Consider the following 19,829-nt stretch of genomic DNA (forward strand, 5'->3'; position numbering starts at 1 on the left):
ATAACAATCTTCCCTGCGCTGTCGAGGCCAACATGCAAGGCGGCAAGGAAATCCGCCCCCACAGATAGCCTTGCCTAAAGCGGGCAACAGTAGATTGACCAAATTTCGAGACAGGAATATAGGCTAGTTTAATGACCTAATTACCCGGGAGGGGATGAATATGAGATTGACGAGTGCTGCGCTCGGCGCGCTGAGCATCGTGTTTTCGGTGTCGACGGCGGGCGCCGCCACCCTGGATGCGGTAAAATCACGCGGGCAGCTGGTCTGCGGAACGAGCCCGGGCGTGCCGGGCTTCTCCCTGCCAAACGCGCAAGGGCAATGGAACGGGCTCGACACCGACCTCTGCAAGGCTGTGGCCGCGGCGGTCCTCGGCGACACCAGCAAGATCAAATATGTGCCCTTGAACCCCAAGGACCGGTTCGCGGTGGTCCAGTCCGGCGAGGTCGACGTGCTGTCGCGCCAGACGACCTGGTCGCTGTCGAGAGATACCTCGCTCGGCCTCTCCTTCTCGGCGATCACCTATTTCGACGGGCAGGCGCTGATGGTGAAGAAGACCCTCGGCATCAAGTCGGCCAAGGAGCTGAACGGCGCCACGATCTGCGTCCAGGGCGGCACCACGACCGAGCTGAACATCGCCGATTTCTTCCAGAAGAATGCGCTGAAATACGACCCGGTCTCCTTCGCCTCCGGTGACGAGGCGATCAAGGCTTTCGAGGCAGGGCGCTGCGACGCCTTCACCACCGATGCCTCGGCGCTTTATGCCTACAGGCTCAAGGCGACGAATCCGCAGGACTTCGTCGTCCTGCCCGAACTGATCTCGAAGGAGCCTCTCGGCCCGGCGGTGCGTCGCGGCGACGAGGCCTGGGCCAACATCGTCCGCTGGACCCATTACGCCATGGTCAATGCCGAGGAACTCGGCCTGACCTCGGCTAATGTCGACGAGCAGCTCAAATCGAACAACCCCGAGATCAAGCGGTTCCTCGGCGTCGACGGCAAGCTCGGCGAAGGCCTCGGCCTGAGCAACGACTGGGCCTACCGGATCGTCAAGCAGGTCGGGAATTACGGCGAGAGCTATGAGCGCTATCTCGGCCCGAACTCGCCGCTCGGAATCCCAAGGGGCGCGAACAATCTCTGGTCCAAGGGCGGGCTGCAATACGCGCCACCGCTCCGTTGAAGGCAAGTGAGCTGGTCTCTAGAGGACCCACTCTGTAACTAAAGCTTTGTCACGAGAAGCCGGGCCGAGCTTGCATCCAACACTGGGATGCGTGCTCGGCCAGGACATGCCGGAGCCGGCAGCCAAGCCGATCAGGACTTGGCGACCTGCCTGACGCTGCGATCGTTCGCCGGTTCGGATAGCCCCTCGAAAGCAAGCGAGGCGACGCCGAGCAACCCGGCCGTGTTGCCGAGCTCGGCGATGCGGATCTCGACCTTCGCCACCAAAGCCGGCCAGACATAGGCCGGCAGAAGCACGCGGATCCGGCGCGCCAAGGCTTCGCCGGCTCCCGACACCCCGCCGCCGAGCACGATCGCGTCGAGCATGAGCGTATTGGTCAGTGCGCCCGCTGCCTGGGCGATTCCGCGACAGGCCGCATCGATGGTCGCGTCCGCTTCTGCGTCGCCGGCCTCGGCCAGCGCGAACAGCGTCCGTACCGACACAGTTGAAGTCCCCATCCGGGCCGCATGAGCTTGCAGCATGGCTGGCGCCGAGGATCGGGCTTCGAGCGAAAGCGGCCTGCCCGCATCGTCAAGACCGACGACGATGGCACCGAGCTCGGGAGGATGGCCGTCCGGACCAATGACCGGCTTCCCGTCGAGCACGACGGCGCCGCCGACTCCCGTTCCGATCGTGATCAGGACGAAGCGGCTGAGCGCCCGGCCGGCACCGTACCTGATCTCACCCAGCGCAGCGGCAACACCGTCATTGGCGAACCAGACCGGCAGGCTAAGCCGCTGTTCGAGCGCCCCCGCGATCGAGCCGTCGCGCAGCGCCGGAACATTGCCACCGCCATCGACGACAATGCCGCTATCCGGCGAGGCGAAGCCCGGCATCGCGACCGCCAGGGCGTCGGCCGGGGCGCCCGCCATCACGTCCTCATAGAGCCGGGCCAGCCGCTCGCCGAGCGCTGTGAAGGGCAGGTCGCGCTCGAACGGCACCTCGCCTTGCTTCAGTAGGCGGCCGCCCTCGGCCACCAGCCCGAATTTCACGGCAGTGCCGCCGATATCGAAGGCGAAGACGGTCTTCATGGCAGCCGGTCGATCTTGATGCCGAGCTTCTTGGACAAACCCGGAAAGCGCATCAGATGCGGCGGGATCCCGCGCCGTGCTGCCATAGCCTGCGCAAGCCGCTGCACCGGCACGATCGCCGCGAGGGCGTCATAGGGCGGCGCGAAACCGTCGAGCCGCAGCCAGTCGAACGGCGTCGGCTCGTCGGTCAGATTGAGGATCAGGATACCGACGCCGAGCCCAGCCATCACGCCCGCGGCATGGGCCGCAAGCTGGCACTCGGCCGCGTCCGCCGCAATCATGACGCACAGGCTCCTGGCCGTCAGCCCATGGAGGCGGCCATGCATCGCTTCCTCGGTCGGGAAGGCTGCCGCCGGCACGCCGGTCATCTCCGCGAGCTTGAGCGAGGCTTCGAGCGCCGTGCCGAGATGGCGGCCCTCGCCGGTGAAGAGTAGCCCATCGACCGCATCGAGCTCCGCCGCCAGGGCAAAGGCCGGCGGCGTCGCCGCCTCGATCAGCCCGGCGATCGCCTGTTCTGAAATATCCTCACCATCGCGCCCGGCGAGCGCCGCCGCCAACTCGGCCAGCGCCGCCAGCGAGCCGCCATAGCCCTTGGTCTTCGGGCCAACCGGTTCCGGGCCCGATCGGCATCACGATCTTCGCGGCCGCCATCTGCCCGATCGGGCTGTCGGCCTCGGCAGTGATGGTGAGGGTGGTCAATCCGCTGTCTTGCGCCCGCCTGACCGCCGCGACAGTGGTCTCGCTGGTGCCGGTCTGCGACAGCGCGACGACCAGCGTCTCGCGGCCGAGCACAGGCTCTCGCTGCAGGAAGGCGCCCGGGTTCAGCACCTCGACGAAGGCGCCGCTGGCTTCCAGCGCTGGCTTCGCCACCATGAGTGCATTGAGCGAAGTACCGGAGCCGACGAGGACGATGTGCCCAGCCCGCGGAAGCGTGAGCTCGCGCAGTCGCTGGCGCACGGCGACGATCGTCGCCGGCACGATTTGCGCCTGCGCCCGAATGAAGCCGTCGATGATGCTCTGGTCGACCATGGTCACCCCTTCACCGCGCCGATGGTCAGGCCGCGCACGAGATGGCGCTGGAAGAACAGCATGAACAGCAGGATCGGCAGCATGATCCCGATCGCGCCGGCCGCCGACAGCGACCAGTAGTTCAGGTCCTCGCCGCCATATTCGGCGATCGCGACGGGCAGCGTCTTGGTGTTGCTGCCGGTCAGGATCAGCGCGAACAGGAACTCGTTATAGGCGAGCAGCAGGCTGAACAGGCTGGTGACGACGATGCCGGGCTTGGCCAGCGGCAGGATCACCTTGGTGAAGGTCGTCCAGGCATTGCAGCCGTCGATCGTCGCGGCCTCGTCGAGTTCGCGCGGGATTTCCAGGAAGAAGCTGCGCATCAGCCAGACGGTGAAAGGCTGGTTGATCGCCACCATCGCCGCGATCATCGCCGGATAGGTGTCGATCATCGAGAGCGAGCGCGCCACGATGAAGAACGGGATCAGCAGCAGGATGTGCGGGAACATCCGGATCACCAGGAGCCCCATCAGATAGGAGCGCGCCATCTTGCTCTCCAACCGCGACAGGCCGTAGGCGGCGAGCGTGCCGAGCGGCACCGAGATGAAGACGGTGCCGAGCGCGATGATCGCGCTGTTCGCGAAGAACTCGACGAAGCGGCGCTCGGCCCAGATCTCGTAATGGAAACGGAAGGTCGGCTCGAAGAACAGTTTTGGCGGGATCGCGAAGGCATCGGCCGGCTGCTTGATCGAGATCAGCACCGCCCAGATGATCGGCGTCAGGCTGAACAGCGCAAACAGCGACAGGAGGAAGACGACCAGCGGCTGGCCCAAGAGGCGGCGCATCAGAACGCTCCCCGCTCGCGCCGGTACATCAGCGAGATGATCATCAGCGTCAGCCCGGTGACGATCAGCATGGTCAGGACGCCCAGCGTCGAGGCGCGACCGAGGTCGAGCTGCTTGAAGGCCAGGGCGTAGGTGTACATCGTCAGCGTCTCGGTCGCCGTGCCGGGGCCGCCGCCGGTCAGCACATAGATGCTGTCGAAGGTCCGGAAGGAATCCATCAGCCGGATCGCCAGCACGAACAGGATCTGCGGCCGTAAGCACGGCAGGATGATGTGCCAGACCAGGCGCGGGCCCGATGCGCCGTCGATCTTGCCGGCTTCGAGCAACGCCTCGTCCATGCCCTGCAGGCCGGCATAGAGGATCAGCATGACGAAGGGCGTGAACTGCCAGACATCGGCGACGATGATGGTGACGAAGGCCCAGACGGGCGATCCCAGCCAGTCCGGCGGGAAGATGTCGAAGGAGGCGATGACGGCGTCGGCCAGCCCCCAGCGCGCCGCGAATATCCAGCGCAGGAACAGCGCAGCGACCACCGGCGTGATCAGATAGGGCACGAAGATCAGTGTCGAGAAGAGGCGCGCGCCGCGCGTCAGCTTGTAGAGCCCGAGCGCGAGCAGCAGGCCGAGCGCGAACTCGACCGCAAGCGAGCAGGCGACCAGGATCACCGTCGTCCTGAGCGAGGCCCAGACACGGTCCTGGCCAAGCAAAGCGAGGTAGTTGTCGGGCCCGACGAAACGGGGCTGCGACTGGCCGATATGGTAGTCGAAGAAGCTGAGATAAACGGCGTAGAGCACCGGGTAGAGCTGTATGCCGAGCACGACGAGTGCGCTCGGCACCACGAACAGCCAGAGCGATATTTCGCGGGGATAGGCCCGCGCCGATGACGACGCCATTGATCTGCCTTGCGCTGGAACGGTCCGGTTCAGGCCCGGACCGTTCCGGGAGCGAGCCTGCTCACTTGTAGACGCCGCGGCGCGTCAGGAATTCCTCGGCTTCCCTGGCGCCAGTGTCGAGCGCCTCCTTGACCGGCATCTCGCCGGTGACGGCCTGCAGGACGCGCCGCGTCACCGTCTCGCTGACTTCCTTGAACTCGGCGAATTTCGGGAAGGTCGCCCCCTTGTCCAGCGCCGGCACCAGCACGTTGTAATAGCGGAAGCGCTGGCGCAGCTCCGGATCCTCCAGCACCGAGACGCGCGTCGGACAGGCGAGGCTCGCGCCCTCGCGCTGGTTCGCCGGCGACAGCGTCGCGGCGAGCAGGCGGAACAGCGTGTCCTTGTTGCGCGAGGTGAACTTCGAGATGGCGAAGGTGTCGGCCACCACGACCTGGCCGCCGCGCGGCGGCGGCGCCCAGTTGACCTTGCCGATCACCTTGGACTGGTCCTGGCGGTCCATCGCGGCGGTGCGGGTCAGCCACTGCATGCCCATGGCGGCAGCGCCCTGCTGGAACAGGATGGTCGATTCGTCGTTGCCGTTGGCGGTGTAGCCGCGCGGCGCGAAGCGCGTCAGCGACTTCATCGTCTCGATCGCGGCGATGCCCTTCGGGCTGTTGAACACCGGCTTCTTGTTGGCGTCGAACCAGCCGTCGCCGAGCGCATTCAGATACCAGTGACCCTCGTTGAGGACGCCGTCGCCCTTGAGCGTCATCACGGTGCCGGCGATGGAGGGTGAGTTCAGCGCGCCGGCGGCGGCGATATACTCCTCGAAGGAGGTCGGCGGCTTCAGGCCCTTGGCCTCGAACAGGTCCTGCCGATAGGCCATGAGCTGGGTGTTGGTCAGCACCGGCAGGCCGTAGACCTTGCCGCCGAACGAGGCCGAGCTCATCGCCGTCTTGGCGAAGTCGTTGAGCTTGTACTCGTCCTTGTGCTTGGCGATGTACTCGTCGAGCGGCTCGAGCCAGCCGTTCTGGGCGAAATTGGCGATCGTCAAATCGTTGCCGAGCATGATGTCGATCGAGTCCGCACCGGACGACAGCGTGATCGTCTGCAGTTCCTTCAATGGCGCGTTCGGCATCAGGTCGGCGGTGACCTTGACGTTCGGCAGCGCGCTCTGAAGCTTCTTCACGTAGAATTCCAGAGCCGGGTAGCGCTCGCCAACGAAGCGGACATTCATCTCCTGCGCCCGCGCGCCGAAGCCATAGGCGCTCGCCGCCATCGTTCCGGCCGCGCCCAGCACCGTCCGGCGCGACAGGCCACTCTTCGTTTCACGCTGCTGCGTCATGGTCTGTTCCCCGCTGGTTCAGGGCGGTCTTTCGCCGCCGCCTGATTTATTCCAATGAAGTGATTTAATCAGAGAGCCCTTCGACTGGCAAGCGCCCGGGTGTAGGCAGGGGCGATGACTCAGAGGCTGAGATGAAGCTGTTCGGCGCCAACATGGATCATGCCCGCCGGTTCAACCGGCGGGTCGTGCTGGAGACGGTGCGATTGCAAGCGCCGCTCTCGCGCGCCGAGATCACCCGCGCCACCGGCCTGGCGCCTCAGACCATTTCCAACATCATCGGCGAGCTCACCGAGGCCGGGCTGGTGCGCAGTGTCAGCCGGCGCAGCGGCGCCCGCGGCCAGCCGGCGGTCGACCTCGACATCAATCCGGACGGCGGCTTCACCTTCGGCGTGTCGTTCGGCCATGGCGTCCTGCTGGTGATCCTCACCGATGTCGCCGGAACGGTGCGTGATCGCGCCGAGCTCGACCTTGCTTCCGATGCCCCCGAGGCGGTGCTCGACCAGATCTCGACGACGATCTCGGCCATGCTCGAGCGCCAGCAGGTGGCGCGCCAGCGTGTCTGGGGCGTCGGCCTCGTCATCCCGGCCCTGTTCCAGGACGACCGGCTCGTGGTGCTCGGCGAGGTCGCCTTGCCCGGCTGGAAGGATTTCTCGCTGCGCCAATCGCTGCAGGACAAGCTCGGCCTGCCCGTGCTGCTCGAAAACGACGCGACGGCGGCAGCGATCGGCGAGCGGCTCTATGGCGCCGGCCGTACTCTGACCGACTTCGCCTACATCTATATCGGCGCCGGCATCGGCGGCGGGCTCTTCCTGCGCGGCCAGCCCTATCGCGGCGGCTACGGCAAATCGGGCGAGATCGGCCATCTCGTCGTCGATACCAACGGGCGGCCGTGCCCATGTGGCAATCGTGGCTGTCTCGAACGCTACGCTTCGGTCTCGCTCGCGCTGAAGGCGCTCGGCGATGTCCAAGCGGCAACCGTCCGGCACGGCGATCTGGACCGTATCGCCAAAGCGCTCGAAGATGGTGACATCCGTCTGCTCGCCTGGCTGGACGAGGCTGCAGCCAGCCTGCGCCAGGCTGTGGTGATGATCGAGAACATGCTCGACCCACAGACCGTGATCCTCGGCGGCGTGCTCCCCCGCCCCGTGCTGGAGGCGCTGATCGCCCGGATCGAGCCGCTGCCGCGCAGCGTCAGCCTCAACAAGGCAGCCGACACGCCGCGCCTGATCGCCGCCGAGATGGGGCCGGACACGCCCGCCCTCGGCGCCGCGACGCTGCCGGTCTTCGACGGCATGACGCCGGAGCTGTCATTGCTGTTCAAGCAGGGCGTCGTGGAGCGGATCTGAATCAGGCAGTGCCTGCGACGACGTTAAAGCACATTCTCTATTGCGCGCCGCGTTGCACCGACCACCTCATCGGCCTCCTGCTTCGTCAGGCATAGCGGCGGTGCGAAGCCGAGGATGTCGCCCTGCGGCATGGCCCGAGCAATGACGCCCTGCTCCAGCAGAGCGGCGCCGATGCGCGGACCGACCTTCTCCGAAGTGTCGAAGAAGACACGGTCATCCCTGTCGCGGACGAATTCGACCGCCGCCAGCAGGCCCTCGCCACGGACCTCGCCGACATGGCGATGGCTGCCGACGGCCTCCTTCAGCGCGGCATTGAAATAGGCGCCGACCTCCCCGGCATTGCGCACGAGATCGAGCTCGTCGACGAGTTCGAGATTGGCGACGCCGGCGGCCGCGCAAAGCGGATGCGAGGAATACGTCCAGCCATGGCCGATCGGGCCGAACTCGTCCGAACCTTGCTCCAATACCCGCCAGAATTTCTCGGCGACGATGACGCCGGAGAGCGGCGCATAGGCCGAGGTCAGGCCCTTGGCGATGGTGATGAGGTCCGGTTCGATGCCGTAATGGTCCGAGCCGAACATGCTGCCGAGGCGCCCGAAGCCGGTGACGACTTCGTCGGCGATCAGCAGGATATCGTACTTCCGGAGCACCGCCTGGATCTTCGCCCAGTAGCCGGCGGGCGGCGGCACGATGCCGCCCGTGCCGAGCACCGGCTCGCCGATGAAGGCGGCGATCGTCTCCGGTCCCTCGGCCTGGATCAGCTCCTCGAGCTTGTCGGCGCAATGCTGCGAGAATTGCTCCTCGCTCAGGCTGCGATCGGCGCGGCGGAAATAATAGGGCGCCTCGGTGTGCAGCACCGGGGCTTTCGGCAGGTCGAAGAGATTGTGGAAGGCGGCAAGGCCAGTGAGGCTGCCGGTCATCACGCCCGAGCCGTGGTAGCCGCGCCAGCGCGAGATGATCTTCTTCTTCTCCGGCCGCTTCAGGACGTTGTTGTAGTACCAGACCAGCTTGAGATTGGTCTCGTTGGCGTCCGAACCCGATAGCCCGAAGAAGACCCGGCTCATGCCCTTGGGCGCGCGCTCGACCACCATCTTGGCGAGCCTGATCGACGGCTCGGAGCCATGACCGACATACGCGTGGTAATAGGGCAGCTTCGCCGCCTGCTCGGCGATCGCATCGGTAATCGATTTGCGGCCATAGCCGACATTGACGCAGTAGAGCCCGGCGAAGGCGTCGAGGCTCCTTTTGCCGTCGCGATCGACGATGTAGACGCCCTCGCCGCCGGTAATGATGCGGTTCGGCGTCTCGCCACGGGCGTGCTGGCCCATATGCGTCGAGGGATGGAAGAAGTGGTCGCGGTCCCAGGCGTCCAGTTCGTTGTCGGTGCGGGCGGGTTGGTCGAGCATCGCAATCATCCTTCGCGGGAACGGGAAAAAGGACGCCTCAGTTCAGATCGAGGCAGACATATTTGAGGTCGGTGAAGGCCTCGAGGCCGTGGCGCGAGCCTTCGCGGCCGAGGCCGGACTGCTTCATCCCGCCGAAGGGGATCGGCGCGCCGGTGATCTTGACGCGGTTGATCGCGACCATGCCGTAATCGAGCGCCCTGGCCATTCGTGCGGCTCGCGCTCCGTCGGGCGTCACGACATAGGCGACGAGGCCGTATTCGGTGTCGTTGGCCTGGGTGACGACCTCGTCCTCGCTGTCGAAGGGGGCGACGGCGGCAACCGGCGCAAAGGTCTCCTCGCGCATGATCAGAGCCCCGTCCGGCACGTCGGCGAGCACGGTCGGCGCCAGAAAGAGCGGGCCGGGCATGGCGCGCTCCGGCGTCAGCCGCCTTGCGCCGCGCACCAGCGCATCGACGATCTGGGCTTCGGCCTTGCGCTTGGCGGCGGCGTGCATCAGCGGGCCGATCTCGACGCCATCCTCCAGCCCGGAGCCGACGCGCAGCGCCGCGGCCTTCTCGGCGAAGGCAGCGCAGAAGCGCTCATAGAGGCCGCGCTGCACATAGATCCGGTTGGCGGCTAGGCAGTCCTGGCCGGACGTCGCGAACTTGGCATCGATGGCGATCGCAACGGCGCGATCGAGATCGGCATCATCGAAGACGATCAGCGGTGCGTGGCCGCCGAGCTCCATCACCACCCGCTTGACGGTCGCCGCCGCATTGCGGGCGACGATCCGGCCGATCTCGGTCGAGCCGGTGAAACTGACGGCCCGCACGCGGGTGTCGGCGCAGTAGGTCTCGGCGATCGGTGCGGCGTCGCCGGTGACGATGTTGAACACACCAGCCGGCAACCCTGCGCGATCGGCGAGCTCTGCCAGCGCCAGCGCCGAGAGCGGCGTATGCGATGAGGGATGGGCGACGATGGTGCAGCCGGCAGCGAGCGCGGCCGCGGCCTTGCGCGTCAACATGGCTGAGGGGAAGTTCCAGGGCGTCAGCAAAGCTGCGACGCCGACCGGCTCGCGCGACAGCGACATCTGCGCGCCCGGCAGATGGCTGGTCACACCCTCGGCATTCAGGCGCAGCGCCTCCTCAGCGTAATAGGCGATGAAGTCGGCGGCATAGGCGATCTCGCCGCGCGATTCCGCCAGCGGCTTGCCCTGTTCCAGTGTCATCAGCAAAGCGAGGTCTTCGGCCGCTGCGAGCATCCCGGCATGCCAGCGCCGCAGCAGCGCGGCACGCTCCTGCGGCAGCAGCGCTTTCCACACCGGGAAGGCTGCGTGGGCTGCGTCGATCGCCCGCGTCGCTTCGGCTGCGCCGAGCGCTGCGACCTGCGCGACGAGCGCGCCGGTCGCGGGATCGGTCACCGGGAAGGTCTCGCCGTCGGGAGCGGCGGTCCAGCGTCCGCCGATATAGGACAGCTGCCGGAGCAGGCGGCGATCGGCGAGGCGCAAGAGGCCGGGATGCTCAGCAAGCTTGGCGATCGCAGCTTCCCGCCTTGCTGTACCCGTCATTGCGTTCATGACCATCCTCCCTCGGTTGACGACGAGGCTAGGTCGAAGACTGGCGAGACTGTCTTTGAAGTGCCGGCCTTGCGCCGAAACAGTCTCGGAAGTTCGGGGCGCCGCCGATAGAGTGTCGGCGCCGGTTCATCCCAGCACCGAGGCCAGGAACTCACGCGTCCGCGGCTGCTCGGGTGCGCTGAAGATGCGCTCCGGCTCGCCCTGCTCGCAGATGCGACCCTTGTCGAAGAAGCAGACCCGGTCGGAGACTTCGCGGGCAAAGCGCATCTCGTGGGTGACGAGCAGCATTGTGAGGTCGTGCTCGCTTGCGAGGCCGCGGATGACCGAAAGCACTTCGCCGACGAGCTGCGGGTCGAGCGCCGAAGTCGGCTCGTCGAAGAGCAGCACGCGCGGACGCATGGCGAGGGCGCGGGCGATGGCGACGCGTTGCTGCTGGCCGCCGGAAAGCTGCGCCGGATAGTGGTCCTTCTTGTCGGCGAGCCCGACCATGGCGAGCAGGTCGACCGCCCGGCACTCGGCCTCGCCGCGCGGAAGGCCGAGCACGCGCAGCGGCGCCTCGACGACATTGCGCAGCACGGTCATATGCGGGAACAGGTTGAAGCTCTGGAAGACCATGCCGACATGGCTGCGAATCTGGCGCAGATGTGCGTCCGAAGCCTTGAACGGTCCGCCGGCATTCGGCTCATGATAGGGCATGCCGGCGAGGGCCAGTCGCCCCTCCTGGAAGGGCTCCAGCGTCATCAGGATGCGCAGCACCGTCGATTTCCCCGAGCCCGACGGGCCGATCAGCGTGACCTTCTCGCCGCGGGCGACGCTGAAGTTGAAATCGTCGAGGACCGTCAGCGCGCCGAAGCGCTTGGTCACGCCGGCGAACTCGATGATCGGCGGCTGTGGGTCAATGGCAACCTTGGGAGTCTCGGTCATCGCAGCGGGATCCCTGCTTTCGGCAGCGCCTTCTGCAGCCGGTGCAGGCCAGCCGAGCAGATCAGCGTGAGGAGGAGGAAGATCAGGCCGACCAGCGTCAGCGGCACCAAATATTCGAAGGTGCGCTCGCCGATCATGTTGGCGAGCCCCATCATCTCGAGCACGGTGACGATGGAGAGCACCGGCGTCTCCTTGATCATGGCGACGAGATAATTGCCCATCGCCGGCAGGATGCGCGGCACGATCTGCGGCACGACGATGTCGCGATAGGTCTGCAGCCGGGAAAGATTCAGCGCGGTCGCCGCCTCCCATTGCCCGCGCGGCACGGCCTCGATCCCGCCGCGATAGACCTCGGAGGTATAGGCCGAATATTGCAGCCCAAGCGCGAGCGCCCCGGTGAGGAAGGCCGGCAGCGTGATGCCGTATTCCGGCAGCACGTAATAGAGGAAGAACAGCTGTACCAGCAGCGGCGTGTCGCGCAGGAATTCGACGACGATGGCCGTGGTCCACGACACGGCCGTGAGCCGGCTGCGGCGCAGCAGCGCGAAGACGAGGCCGAGCACCAGCGCGATCGCAAAGCCGGCTGCGGCCGCCTGCAGCGTCACGGTAAGCCCGATCAGGATGATCGGCAGGATCGAGGCCGCATAGGTCAGCGGCGTCGTCGTGTCCCATTCGAAGCCGTACATCATGCCGTCAGCCTCACGAATGCGCCGCGCGCGGGAAGGCCGCACCGCGCCGGACCCATCGCTCGATCAGGCGCATGACCAGCATCAGCACCAGCGACATCGCGAAATAGCCGACGAGCGTCAGGCTGTAGACGCCGGCGCTGTCGAGGGTCAGGTTGCGGATCGACTGCGCCCGGAAGGTCAGGTCGGCGATCGAAATCAGCGAGACCAGCGACGAGAGCTTCAGGGTCTCGATGGCGAGATTGCCGAAGGCCGGCATCATCTCGACCAGCGCCTGCGGCAGGGTGATACGAACGAGCGTCTGGGCGCGGCCGAAGTTCAGCGCCCGCGCCGCCTCGTGCTGCTGGACTGAGACCGACTGCAGGGCGCCGCGGACGATCTCGGAGCCATAGGCGCCGACATGCAGCGACAGCACGAGAATGCCGGTGGCGACGGGCTCGAAGCTGACGCCGACCAGAGGCAGGGCATAGTAGAACCAGAACAGCTGCACGAGCAGCGACGTCCCGCGGAAGAGCTCGGTGTAACAGAGCGCAACCGTCGAAAGCACGCGCCCGCCCTCGACGCGGGCAATGCCGGCCACGAAGGCGGCGACCGCGCCGATTGCGATCGCCGACAGCGTGATCGCCGCGGTGACGAGTGCGCCGCGCGAGAGCGCAGGCAGGTAGGACAGCCACTCCATCCAGCAGACTCCCGCAAGAGCGTCGAAACAGGCACAGAGTTCCGCCCGCCACTTGGGCGAGCGGAACGATATTCGGCTAGCGCGCTATTTGCCGGCGCAAAGGTCTTCGACCTTGCGATCCGCCGCTGCCTTGATGCTGGCCTCGGACAGCCCGTAATTGCCGAGGATCTTCTTGTACTCGTCGCTCTTGCGGAACTCGACGAGGGCGGCGTTGAAGGCGTCGCGCAGCTCCTTGTCCTCGGGCCGGAAGGCGAAGCCGCCGAAATTGCGAACCGGCTTGCCGTTGACCACCGGATCGGTGAAGGGCGCGACCTGCTCGACATTGGCCTGGCCCTTGGCGAGCGAGGCGACGGTGAGCTCGGTCGCTGCATAGGCGTCGGCGCGGCTCTGCACGGTCGCGAGCGCGTCGGCATTGGCGGTGATGAAGATCACCTGGCTGTCCTTGACGCCGACGGCGCGCAGGAAGTCGATATTGTTGGCGCCGGATACGACCGCGACCTTCAGCGACGGATCCTTGGCGATGTCGGCATAGGTCGTCAGCTTCTTCGGGTTGCCCTTCTTCACCAGCAGGCCCTCGCCATAGGACGAGTTCGGCTCGGTGAAGGAGACCTGCTTGCAGCGCTCCGGCGAGATGTTCTGCTCGGCGGCGACGAAGTCGAAGCGCTTGGCCTTTAGGCCGGGGATCAGCGTGCCGAACGGCGTCACCGACCAATTGGCCTCGGCGACGCCGAGCTTCTTCAGCACGGCGTTGGCGACGTCGGGACCGATGCCGGCCGAAGTGCCGTCATCCTTCATGTAGGAATAGGGTACCTCATTGGCGGTCGCGACGCGGATGTAGCCCTGGTCCTTGACGTCCTTGAGCGTGGTGGCACCGGCGGCCGAGAGGCCGATGGCGACAGCGAAAGCGGATATCCCCGCGATCTTCAGAAACGGCATGTGCAATTCTCCTCTGGTTGATGTTTCTCCGCATGCCGATTGCTTCGGCTTCTCTGGCGTCTTTGCGCCGGCGGATTGGCTTGGACCGGTCGCCCGGCCGAATGGGTCAGGGCGCCTCCGTCAGCACGGCAAGCACCGAAAGGCAGTCGCCCGCCTTGATCAGCCCTGGGACGTGGCGGGCGGCGAGGATGCCGTCCATGGCGGCCCGGTACTCTGCCGGGGCGAGCCCGGTTTTCCCGACGGGATAAACGCGGGCGATCACCTCGCCGGCGCGCACGGACTCGCCGAGGTCGTGCACGAAGGCGATCAGCCCGTCATCCCCGGCGAAGCTGAAGCAGTCGGCCGAGGGCATGTCGAGCCAGCGGGTCGGCGTAGTCTCGGGGGTTCCGGCGAGGATGCCGGCATGCCTGAGCAGGTTGGCGGCGCCGCGGCGGGCGATGCCGATGCTGCGCGCACTCGCGGTTCCCGCGCCGCCCAGCTCGGTGGTGACGAAGACCTTGCCCATCTCCTCGACGGTGGTGTCGAGCATGCCGACGGCGTCGATCTCGAGCATCTTCATCGAGTAGGGCGCGGAGAAGGCGGCGACCGCCGCGAAGCAGCGTGCTTCCTGCGCCTTGTCCGGCAATTCATGCGCCGCGGCATAGGGCAGGAAGTCGAGCGTCTTTCCGCCGGAGTGGTAGTCGAGCACGATGTCGGCCAGCGGCACGAGATGGCGCGTGACGTAGTCGGCGATCTTCTCGGTGACGCTGCCATCCGGCCGGCCCGGAAAGCTGCGGTTCATATTGCCCTTGTCGATCGGCGAGGTCCGCGTTCCCGCGCGGAAGGCCGGATAGTTCAGCGCCGGCAGGATGATCACCCGGCCCGAGACCTCAGCCGGGTCGAGTGTGCGCGCCAGCGCGAACAGCGCCGCCGGGCCCTCATACTCGTCGCCATGGTTCGCGCCGATCAGGAGGGCGGTCGGCCCCTCCCCGTTTGCGATGACGCAGATCGGGATCATCACCGAGCCCCAGGCGCTGTCGTCGCGGCTATAAGGCAGGCGCAAATGGCCATGCTGGACGCCCTGCACCGACAGATCGACCGTGGGCGTCACTGGCGAGGGACGAGGCGAGGCGGTCAGCATGCCCTCAACCCTTGACGAAGAGCTGGCGCGGCACGTTCGACAGGCATTCGACGCCGCTCTCAGTGATCGCGATGCTCTCGGTGATCTCGAGCCCCATATCCTCGAGCCAGAGGCCGGTCATGAAGTGGAAGGTCATCCCGGGCTTGAGGTCGGTCCGGTCACCGGGCCGCAGGCTCATGGTGCGCTCGCCCCAATCGGGCGGATAGGACAGGCCGATCGGATAGCCGGTGCGGTTGTCCTTGATGATGCCGTAGCGCTTCAGCACCGCGAAGAAGGCGTTGGCGATGTCCTCGCAGGTATTGCCAGGCTTGGCCGCAGCAAGCCCGGCTTCCATGCCTTCGAGCGTCGCCTTTTCGGCATCGAGGAAGGCCTGCGTCGGCTTGCCTAGGAAGACGGTGCGCGAGAGCGGGCAGTGGTAGCGTTTGTAGGCGCCGGCGATCTCGAAGAAGGTGCCCTCCCCCGAGCGCATCGGCTTGTCGTCCCAGGTCAGATGCGGGGCAGAAGCATCGGCGCCCGAAGGCAGCAGCGGCACGATCGCCGGATAATCACCACCGAATTCGGGCGTGCCGCGGATACCGGCATCGTAAATCTCGGCGACGAGGTCGCATTTGCGCATGCCGGGCTCTACGACCTCGACGATGCGCCGGTGCATCAATTCAACGATGCGGCCGGCCTTGCGCATATAGTCGAGCTCGGCCGTGCTCTTGACCGCGCGCTGCCAGTTCACCAGCCCGCCGGCATCCTTGAAGCGGGCATTCGGCAGATGCTTTTGCAGCGAGGCGAAGGCCGCTGCCGAGAAATAGTAATTGTCCATCTCGACGGCGATCGAGAGCCTCTCCCAGCCGCGCTCGGCGATGATCTGCGCCAGCAGATCCATCGGATGGCGCTCGGTCGACTGAACATAGTGGTCGGGATAGCCGATGATGTTGTCATGGCCGAGATAGGCGGTGCGCTTCGCGCCGTTCGCATCCTGCTTGCGGCCATACCAGATCGGCTCGCCCGTGGGAGGTACCAGCACGCATTGATGGACGTAGAACGACCAGCCGTCATAGCCGGTGAGCCAGTGCATATTTGAGGGATCGGTGACGATCATCAGCTCGATGCCGGCCCGCTCCATGGCGGTACGGGTCTTGGCGAGGCGCTCGGCATATTCCTCGCGCGTGAAATTCAGGGTCACAGTCACGCGGCGTCTCCCGCTTCGGCCTTGGTGTCGATGGTCTGCCCGGCGCCGGCATTGCGAGCGCGCGCGGCGGCGAGATTGGCGATTGCGGTGTCCTGCACACCTGTGCCTGTCAGGTCCGCCAGTGTGATCTCATCGGCCCGCGTCCGGCCTGGGTGCTCGCCGGCAATGATCTCGCCGAGTTCAGGGAAAACCTGATCGGCTGTGGCGACGCCAGCACGGATCGCTGAGGCGAGTTCGCCGAGGCGCTGCGTCTGGCTGAGACGGTCGGCGACATAGGTCACGCGAGCGAAGGCGGCGGGGTCGATCTCGTTCTTGTGCTCGCTGTCGGAACCCATCGCGGTGACGTGCTGGCCGGGCTCGAGCCAGTCAGCCATCAGGATCGGCTGTTCGGCGGGTGTCGTGGTGACGATGACATCCGCCCCTCGTACGGCCGCCCGAGGATCGATAATCGCCGTGACGGAAAAACCAAGCTTCCGGGAGAGGTCGCTCGCGACCTTGCCGGCCTTTTTGCGTGTCACGCGCCCAGATCCGCGCCTCGCGGATCGGCCGGACCAGCGCCAGCGCTTCGAGCTGAAGCCTTGCCTGCATGCCGGCGCCGAAGATGGTGGCGACCGCCGCATCCGGCCGGGCGAGGTGGCGCGCCGCGACGGCTCCGGCCGCGGCCGTCCTCACATCGGTGAGGTAGCCATTGTCCAGGAGCAGCGCCTCGACCAGACCGGTCCTGGCGCTGAACAGGATCATCAGCCCGTTCAGGCTGGGCAGGCCGAGCTTGGGATTGTCGAAGAAGCCGGGACTGACCTTGATGGCGAACCCGTCGAGGCCCGGCACATAGGCCGTCTTCACGTCGACCTCGCCGCGATGTTCGGGGATGTCGAGCCGCAGGATCGGCGGCATGGCGACAGCCTTGGTCGCGAGCGCCGCGAAGGCCTCCTCGACACAGGCGATCGCGCTCAGATCGAGCCTGACGACGCGGCGCAGTTCCGCTTCGGTGAGGACGAGCATGCGGCTCATGCGGCGGCTCCGGAGACGATGCGTCGGTGCACGGCCTCGTCGATATTGCGGCCCGAAACGACAATCGCCGTCGGGCCTTGCGGGCTGACCTTGCCGGCGAGCAGGGCCGCGATGCCGACCGCTCCAGCGCCCTCGACGATCTCGCCTTCCTCGCGCGCAGCGTGGCGGATGCCTGCGGCGATCTCGGCCTCGCTGAGCAGCACGACCTCGTCGATAAGCTCACGGCACAGAGCGAAGGTGACCCGGTTGGCAAGACCGATGCCGCCGCCAAGTGAATCCGCCAGAGTCTCCTCTTCCACCACCTCGACGGGGCGGCCGGCCACGATCGCCGCGGCCATGGCGGCGCCGCGCTCCATCGAAATGCCGACGATCCTCGCGAAGGGCCGCAGCGCCTTGACCGCGACGGCGATCCCGGCCGCAAGCCCGCCGCCCGAGAGCGGGATCAGCACGCAGGCGAGCTCGGGCAGCTCCTCGACCAGTTCGAGGCCGATCGTGCCCTGGCCCGCGACGACATCAGGATCGTCGAAGGGTGGAATCGGGATGAGCCCTCGCTCCGCAACCAGCCGCTCAACCTCGATTTGTGCATCGTCTTGCGAGCGGCCGAAGATGCGAATCTCAGCGCCCAGCGAGCGGATCGCCTCGACCTTGTTCGCCGGGACCAGCGCCGACATGCAGATGGCGGCGGCAAGGCCGAGCTCACGGGCGGCATAAGCTACCGCGCGGCCATGATTGCCGGTCGACGCGGTCACGAGGCCGCGCCGGCGCTGGTCCTCGCCAAGTGCCAGGACCGCATTCATCGCACCGCGAAGCTTGAAGGCGCCGATCGGCTGGCGGGTTTCGAATTTGAGATGGACGGGCTGGCCGCACAGGCGGCTCAGGGAGGGCGAGGCGACGAGCGGCGTACGCTCAACCTTGCCGGTTATGCGCGCTGCAGCCGCTTCGATGTCGGGCAAGCCGACTGACGCCGGCGGCGCGGCCGGTCGGTTTGCCTCGACGATGGCAAGCTGCGGTTTGATCACCGTCATTCCCCTCTCGCTTGTCATGCTGCGAGGGGTAGAAATTCATGTCAATTATTATATTGTCATGATCCAATCATGACACTGGCCCGTTGAATGCCACGGCGACGCGGAAAACCGCGCCGGTCCGAAGCCGCTAGATTCAGCCGATTGCGCCGATGTCGAAGACCGGCGGAAGCTGTTCGAAGGTTTGTCGCACGCTCGCCAGCGTCCGGGTCAGCAGATCATGGCTCATCCGCCCGCCCAGGCAGATGCGGATGCCGCCGCCATGGCCGGCGCCGGCCACGAAGGGATCGGACGGCGTCACGGCGATACGCCGGTCGGCAAGCGAGCGGACGAGGCCGTCCTCGGTCCAATGCGCCGGCACCTTGAGCCAGGCGCAGAGCGAGAGCGGATGGCTCGAGGCGACGTGTTTCCCAAGGGTCTCCGCGACGATGTGCTGGCGCGCCTTCGCTTCCTCGCGCTGAACGGCGAGCAGCCTTTGCGCCGTGCCGTCCTCGACCCAGCGCGTCGCGATCTCGGCCGGCAGATAGGTGCCGCTCCAGCTCGTCACACGCAGGATCGAGGCGGCGCGGATCGAGTATTGCGGCGGCACGACCAGATAGCCGACGCGCAAGCCGGTCAGCACCGTCTTGGTGAAGCTGGTGAGGAAGAAGCCGAGCTCGGGCAGCATCGCGGTGATCGAGGGCAGCGGCTCCTCAATGAGCGGCTTGTAGACCTCGTCCTCGACGACGAAGACACCATGACGCTGCGCGATCTCAGCAATGGCGCGGCGACGCTCGGGCCCGGCAACATGGCTCGTCGGGTTATTGAGTGTCGGGATCAGGACGAGGGCACGCACGCCGCCGGCACGGCAGGCGGCCTCGAACGCATCCGGGCGAATGCCCTCCTCGTCGGTAGGCAGTCCCTTGAGGCTGAAGCCGAGGATGTTGGCGAGGCCAATGACACCGTGATCCGTCAAATTCTCGGTCAGGACGAGGTCGCCGGCGCGGACCACGCAGGTCAGAGCCAGGAACAGCGCATGCGCAGCGCCGTTGGTGATCAGGACGCGCTCGACCGATGTCTCGACGCCGAGCGGCTCCAGCCAGAGGCGAGCGGCTTCGCGATGGCGGTCGAGACCGGCGATCGGTCGGCAAGGCCGCATGAAAGCGCCGTTGTCATCCTCTGCTAGCGCTGCCAGCGCCTGGCGCGAGGCCATCTCATGCGCATCGAGATAAACCCCGCGCACGATCGAGAGATCGACGACCTGCGTTGGGCTGCGGTCGAGCATGAGCCGCCCCGCCTGCTCGGTGACGCGGCTCTTCACGAAGGTCCCGCGCCCGACCTCGCCGCTGAGATAGCCGAGGCGCTCGGCCTCCTTGTAACTGAGGCTGACGGTCTGAACCGATATGCCGAGCTCGCGGGCAAGGTCGCGATGGGTCGGCATCCGGTCCATCGGCTTCAGGACGCCGGCGCCGATGTCGGCGATGATGCGCTCGGTCAGCGCGGCGTGCTTGGTCGTCCCCTTCTGCTTCGTCAGGACCGGCTGCCACTCGACCGCTTTCTCCAGAGCCGGAGAAGGTCGGGCGCCAGGAGACTGGTCGGCTTGACGGCGCATAGATTGTCTCGTTCTTAAGAAGCATCGTTCATGACATTATGCACGCGCGGCTACCG

General features: G+C 66.4%; 18 protein-coding genes and 1 pseudogene. 2 read left to right on the plus strand and 17 right to left on the minus strand.

All coding sequences use genetic code 11. From position 1 onward, the window contains the following. Positions 1-154 precede the first annotated feature (154 nt). Complete coding sequence (locus QO058_RS09660; RefSeq protein WP_432212031.1) at positions 155-1,174, plus strand: amino acid ABC transporter substrate-binding protein; 1,020 nt, start codon at positions 155-157, stop codon at positions 1,172-1,174. Between the two features lie 131 nt (positions 1,175-1,305). Here the strand turns inward: QO058_RS09660 and QO058_RS09665 are convergent, their stop codons facing one another. The 6 genes from QO058_RS09665 to QO058_RS09690 all read right to left on the minus strand — a co-directional run bounded on the left by QO058_RS09665 (position 1,306) and on the right by QO058_RS09690 (position 6,314). Beyond that, a complete protein-coding gene (locus tag QO058_RS09665; RefSeq protein WP_284171810.1) occupies positions 1,306-2,244 on the minus strand; it encodes an ROK family protein in 939 nt (312 codons plus the stop codon). Next, positions 2,241-2,801, minus strand: coding sequence for a phosphoheptose isomerase family protein (locus QO058_RS09670; protein ID WP_284171811.1), 561 nt, complete (start codon positions 2,799-2,801; stop codon positions 2,241-2,243). Before QO058_RS09670 ends, QO058_RS09665 begins: the two co-directional genes overlap by 4 nt. Further along, positions 2,770-3,273 carry an SIS domain-containing protein gene (locus QO058_RS09675; protein ID WP_284171812.1) on the minus strand — a complete coding sequence of 168 codons (504 nt, stop codon included), beginning with the start codon at positions 3,271-3,273 and terminating at the stop codon, positions 2,770-2,772. The genes QO058_RS09670 and QO058_RS09675 overlap by 32 nt, the downstream gene beginning before the upstream one ends. A gap of 2 nt (positions 3,274-3,275) precedes the next feature. After that, complete coding sequence (locus QO058_RS09680; protein WP_126115223.1) at positions 3,276-4,097, minus strand: carbohydrate ABC transporter permease; 822 nt, start codon at positions 4,095-4,097, stop codon at positions 3,276-3,278. Beyond that, the gene (locus tag QO058_RS09685; protein WP_129156259.1) at positions 4,097-4,990 is read right to left on the minus strand and encodes a carbohydrate ABC transporter permease; all 894 of its coding nucleotides are present in this window, start codon (positions 4,988-4,990) and stop codon (positions 4,097-4,099) included. The genes QO058_RS09680 and QO058_RS09685 overlap by 1 nt, the downstream gene beginning before the upstream one ends. 61 nt (positions 4,991-5,051) lie before the next feature. Continuing rightward, positions 5,052-6,314, minus strand: coding sequence for an extracellular solute-binding protein (locus QO058_RS09690; protein ID WP_284171813.1), 1,263 nt, complete (start codon positions 6,312-6,314; stop codon positions 5,052-5,054). 131 nt (positions 6,315-6,445) lie between these two features. Here QO058_RS09690 and QO058_RS09695 point away from each other — a divergent pair, with 131 nt between their 5' ends. Then, positions 6,446-7,660 (plus strand): ROK family transcriptional regulator, encoded by a 1,215-nt coding sequence (locus tag QO058_RS09695; protein ID WP_284171814.1) that lies wholly within the window; start codon positions 6,446-6,448, stop codon positions 7,658-7,660. A gap of 23 nt (positions 7,661-7,683) precedes the next feature. On the opposite strand, the gene QO058_RS09700 is transcribed toward QO058_RS09695, so the two are convergent. The 11 genes and pseudogenes from QO058_RS09700 to ehuR form a co-directional block, all read right to left on the minus strand. Then, positions 7,684-9,066 carry an aspartate aminotransferase family protein gene (locus tag QO058_RS09700; RefSeq protein WP_284171815.1) on the minus strand — a complete coding sequence of 461 codons (1,383 nt, stop codon included), beginning with the start codon at positions 9,064-9,066 and terminating at the stop codon, positions 7,684-7,686. A gap of 37 nt (positions 9,067-9,103) precedes the next feature. Then, positions 9,104-10,612, minus strand: coding sequence for an NAD-dependent succinate-semialdehyde dehydrogenase (locus QO058_RS09705; protein ID WP_284172858.1), 1,509 nt, complete (start codon positions 10,610-10,612; stop codon positions 9,104-9,106). 135 nt (positions 10,613-10,747) lie between these two features. After that, complete coding sequence (ehuA, locus tag QO058_RS09710) at positions 10,748-11,545, minus strand: ectoine/hydroxyectoine ABC transporter ATP-binding protein EhuA (protein WP_284171816.1); 798 nt, start codon at positions 11,543-11,545, stop codon at positions 10,748-10,750. Continuing rightward, complete coding sequence (gene ehuD, locus QO058_RS09715; protein WP_284171817.1) at positions 11,542-12,234, minus strand: ectoine/hydroxyectoine ABC transporter permease subunit EhuD; 693 nt, start codon at positions 12,232-12,234, stop codon at positions 11,542-11,544. The genes ehuA and ehuD overlap by 4 nt, the downstream gene beginning before the upstream one ends. 10 nt (positions 12,235-12,244) lie before the next feature. Beyond that, complete coding sequence (gene ehuC, locus QO058_RS09720; protein ID WP_284171818.1) at positions 12,245-12,910, minus strand: ectoine/hydroxyectoine ABC transporter permease subunit EhuC; 666 nt, start codon at positions 12,908-12,910, stop codon at positions 12,245-12,247. 84 nt (positions 12,911-12,994) lie between these two features. Then, complete coding sequence (gene ehuB / locus QO058_RS09725; protein ID WP_284171819.1) at positions 12,995-13,846, minus strand: ectoine/hydroxyectoine ABC transporter substrate-binding protein EhuB; 852 nt, start codon at positions 13,844-13,846, stop codon at positions 12,995-12,997. A 106-nt stretch (positions 13,847-13,952) separates the two neighbouring features. Next, complete coding sequence (doeB, locus tag QO058_RS09730) at positions 13,953-14,966, minus strand: N(2)-acetyl-L-2,4-diaminobutanoate deacetylase DoeB (protein WP_284171820.1); 1,014 nt, start codon at positions 14,964-14,966, stop codon at positions 13,953-13,955. 4 nt (positions 14,967-14,970) lie between these two features. Further along, on the minus strand, positions 14,971-16,149 hold the full coding sequence (doeA, locus tag QO058_RS09735) for an ectoine hydrolase DoeA (RefSeq protein ID WP_284171821.1): 1,179 nt from the start codon (positions 16,147-16,149) through the stop codon (positions 14,971-14,973). After that, a pseudogene (gene eutC, locus QO058_RS09740) lies at positions 16,146-17,160 on the minus strand (ectoine utilization protein EutC). Before eutC ends, doeA begins: the two are co-directional and overlap by 4 nt. Next, positions 17,157-18,185, minus strand: a complete 1,029-nt coding sequence (eutB, locus tag QO058_RS09745; protein WP_284171822.1) for a hydroxyectoine utilization dehydratase EutB — start codon at positions 18,183-18,185, stop codon at positions 17,157-17,159. Before eutB ends, eutC begins: the two are co-directional and overlap by 4 nt. A gap of 133 nt (positions 18,186-18,318) precedes the next feature. Beyond that, a complete protein-coding gene (gene ehuR, locus QO058_RS09750; protein ID WP_284171823.1) occupies positions 18,319-19,773 on the minus strand; it encodes a MocR-like ectoine utilization transcription factor EhuR in 1,455 nt (484 codons plus the stop codon). Positions 19,774-19,829: the final 56 nt, after the last annotated feature.

The sequence above is a fragment of the Bosea vestrisii genome (genome assembly GCF_030144325.1).
Classification (GTDB): domain Bacteria; phylum Pseudomonadota; class Alphaproteobacteria; order Rhizobiales; family Beijerinckiaceae; genus Allobosea; species Allobosea vestrisii_A.

Excerpts from the sequence above, each read along its gene's own strand:
- QO058_RS09660 (WP_432212031.1), top strand. The coding sequence starts at position 155 with ATGAATATGAGATTGACGAGTGCTGCGCTCGGCGCGCTGAGCATCGTG.
- QO058_RS09665 (WP_284171810.1), bottom strand. The coding sequence starts at position 2,244 with ATGAAGACCGTCTTCGCCTTCGATATCGGCGGCACTGCCGTGAAATTC.
- QO058_RS09675 (WP_284171812.1), bottom strand. The coding sequence starts at position 3,273 with ATGGTCGACCAGAGCATCATCGACGGCTTCATTCGGGCGCAGGCGCAA.
- QO058_RS09680 (WP_126115223.1), bottom strand. The coding sequence starts at position 4,097 with ATGCGCCGCCTCTTGGGCCAGCCGCTGGTCGTCTTCCTCCTGTCGCTG.
- QO058_RS09685 (WP_129156259.1), bottom strand. The coding sequence starts at position 4,990 with ATGGCGTCGTCATCGGCGCGGGCCTATCCCCGCGAAATATCGCTCTGG.
- QO058_RS09690 (WP_284171813.1), bottom strand. The coding sequence starts at position 6,314 with ATGACGCAGCAGCGTGAAACGAAGAGTGGCCTGTCGCGCCGGACGGTG.
- QO058_RS09695 (WP_284171814.1), top strand. The coding sequence starts at position 6,446 with ATGAAGCTGTTCGGCGCCAACATGGATCATGCCCGCCGGTTCAACCGG.
- QO058_RS09700 (WP_284171815.1), bottom strand. The coding sequence starts at position 9,066 with ATGCTCGACCAACCCGCCCGCACCGACAACGAACTGGACGCCTGGGAC.
- QO058_RS09705 (WP_284172858.1), bottom strand. The coding sequence starts at position 10,612 with ATGACGGGTACAGCAAGGCGGGAAGCTGCGATCGCCAAGCTTGCTGAG.
- ehuA (WP_284171816.1), bottom strand. The coding sequence starts at position 11,545 with ATGACCGAGACTCCCAAGGTTGCCATTGACCCACAGCCGCCGATCATC.
- ehuD (WP_284171817.1), bottom strand. The coding sequence starts at position 12,234 with ATGATGTACGGCTTCGAATGGGACACGACGACGCCGCTGACCTATGCG.
- ehuC (WP_284171818.1), bottom strand. The coding sequence starts at position 12,910 with ATGGAGTGGCTGTCCTACCTGCCTGCGCTCTCGCGCGGCGCACTCGTC.
- ehuB (WP_284171819.1), bottom strand. The coding sequence starts at position 13,846 with ATGCCGTTTCTGAAGATCGCGGGGATATCCGCTTTCGCTGTCGCCATC.
- doeB (WP_284171820.1), bottom strand. The coding sequence starts at position 14,966 with ATGCTGACCGCCTCGCCTCGTCCCTCGCCAGTGACGCCCACGGTCGAT.
- eutB (WP_284171822.1), bottom strand. The coding sequence starts at position 18,185 with ATGACGGTGATCAAACCGCAGCTTGCCATCGTCGAGGCAAACCGACCG.
- ehuR (WP_284171823.1), bottom strand. The coding sequence starts at position 19,773 with ATGCGCCGTCAAGCCGACCAGTCTCCTGGCGCCCGACCTTCTCCGGCT.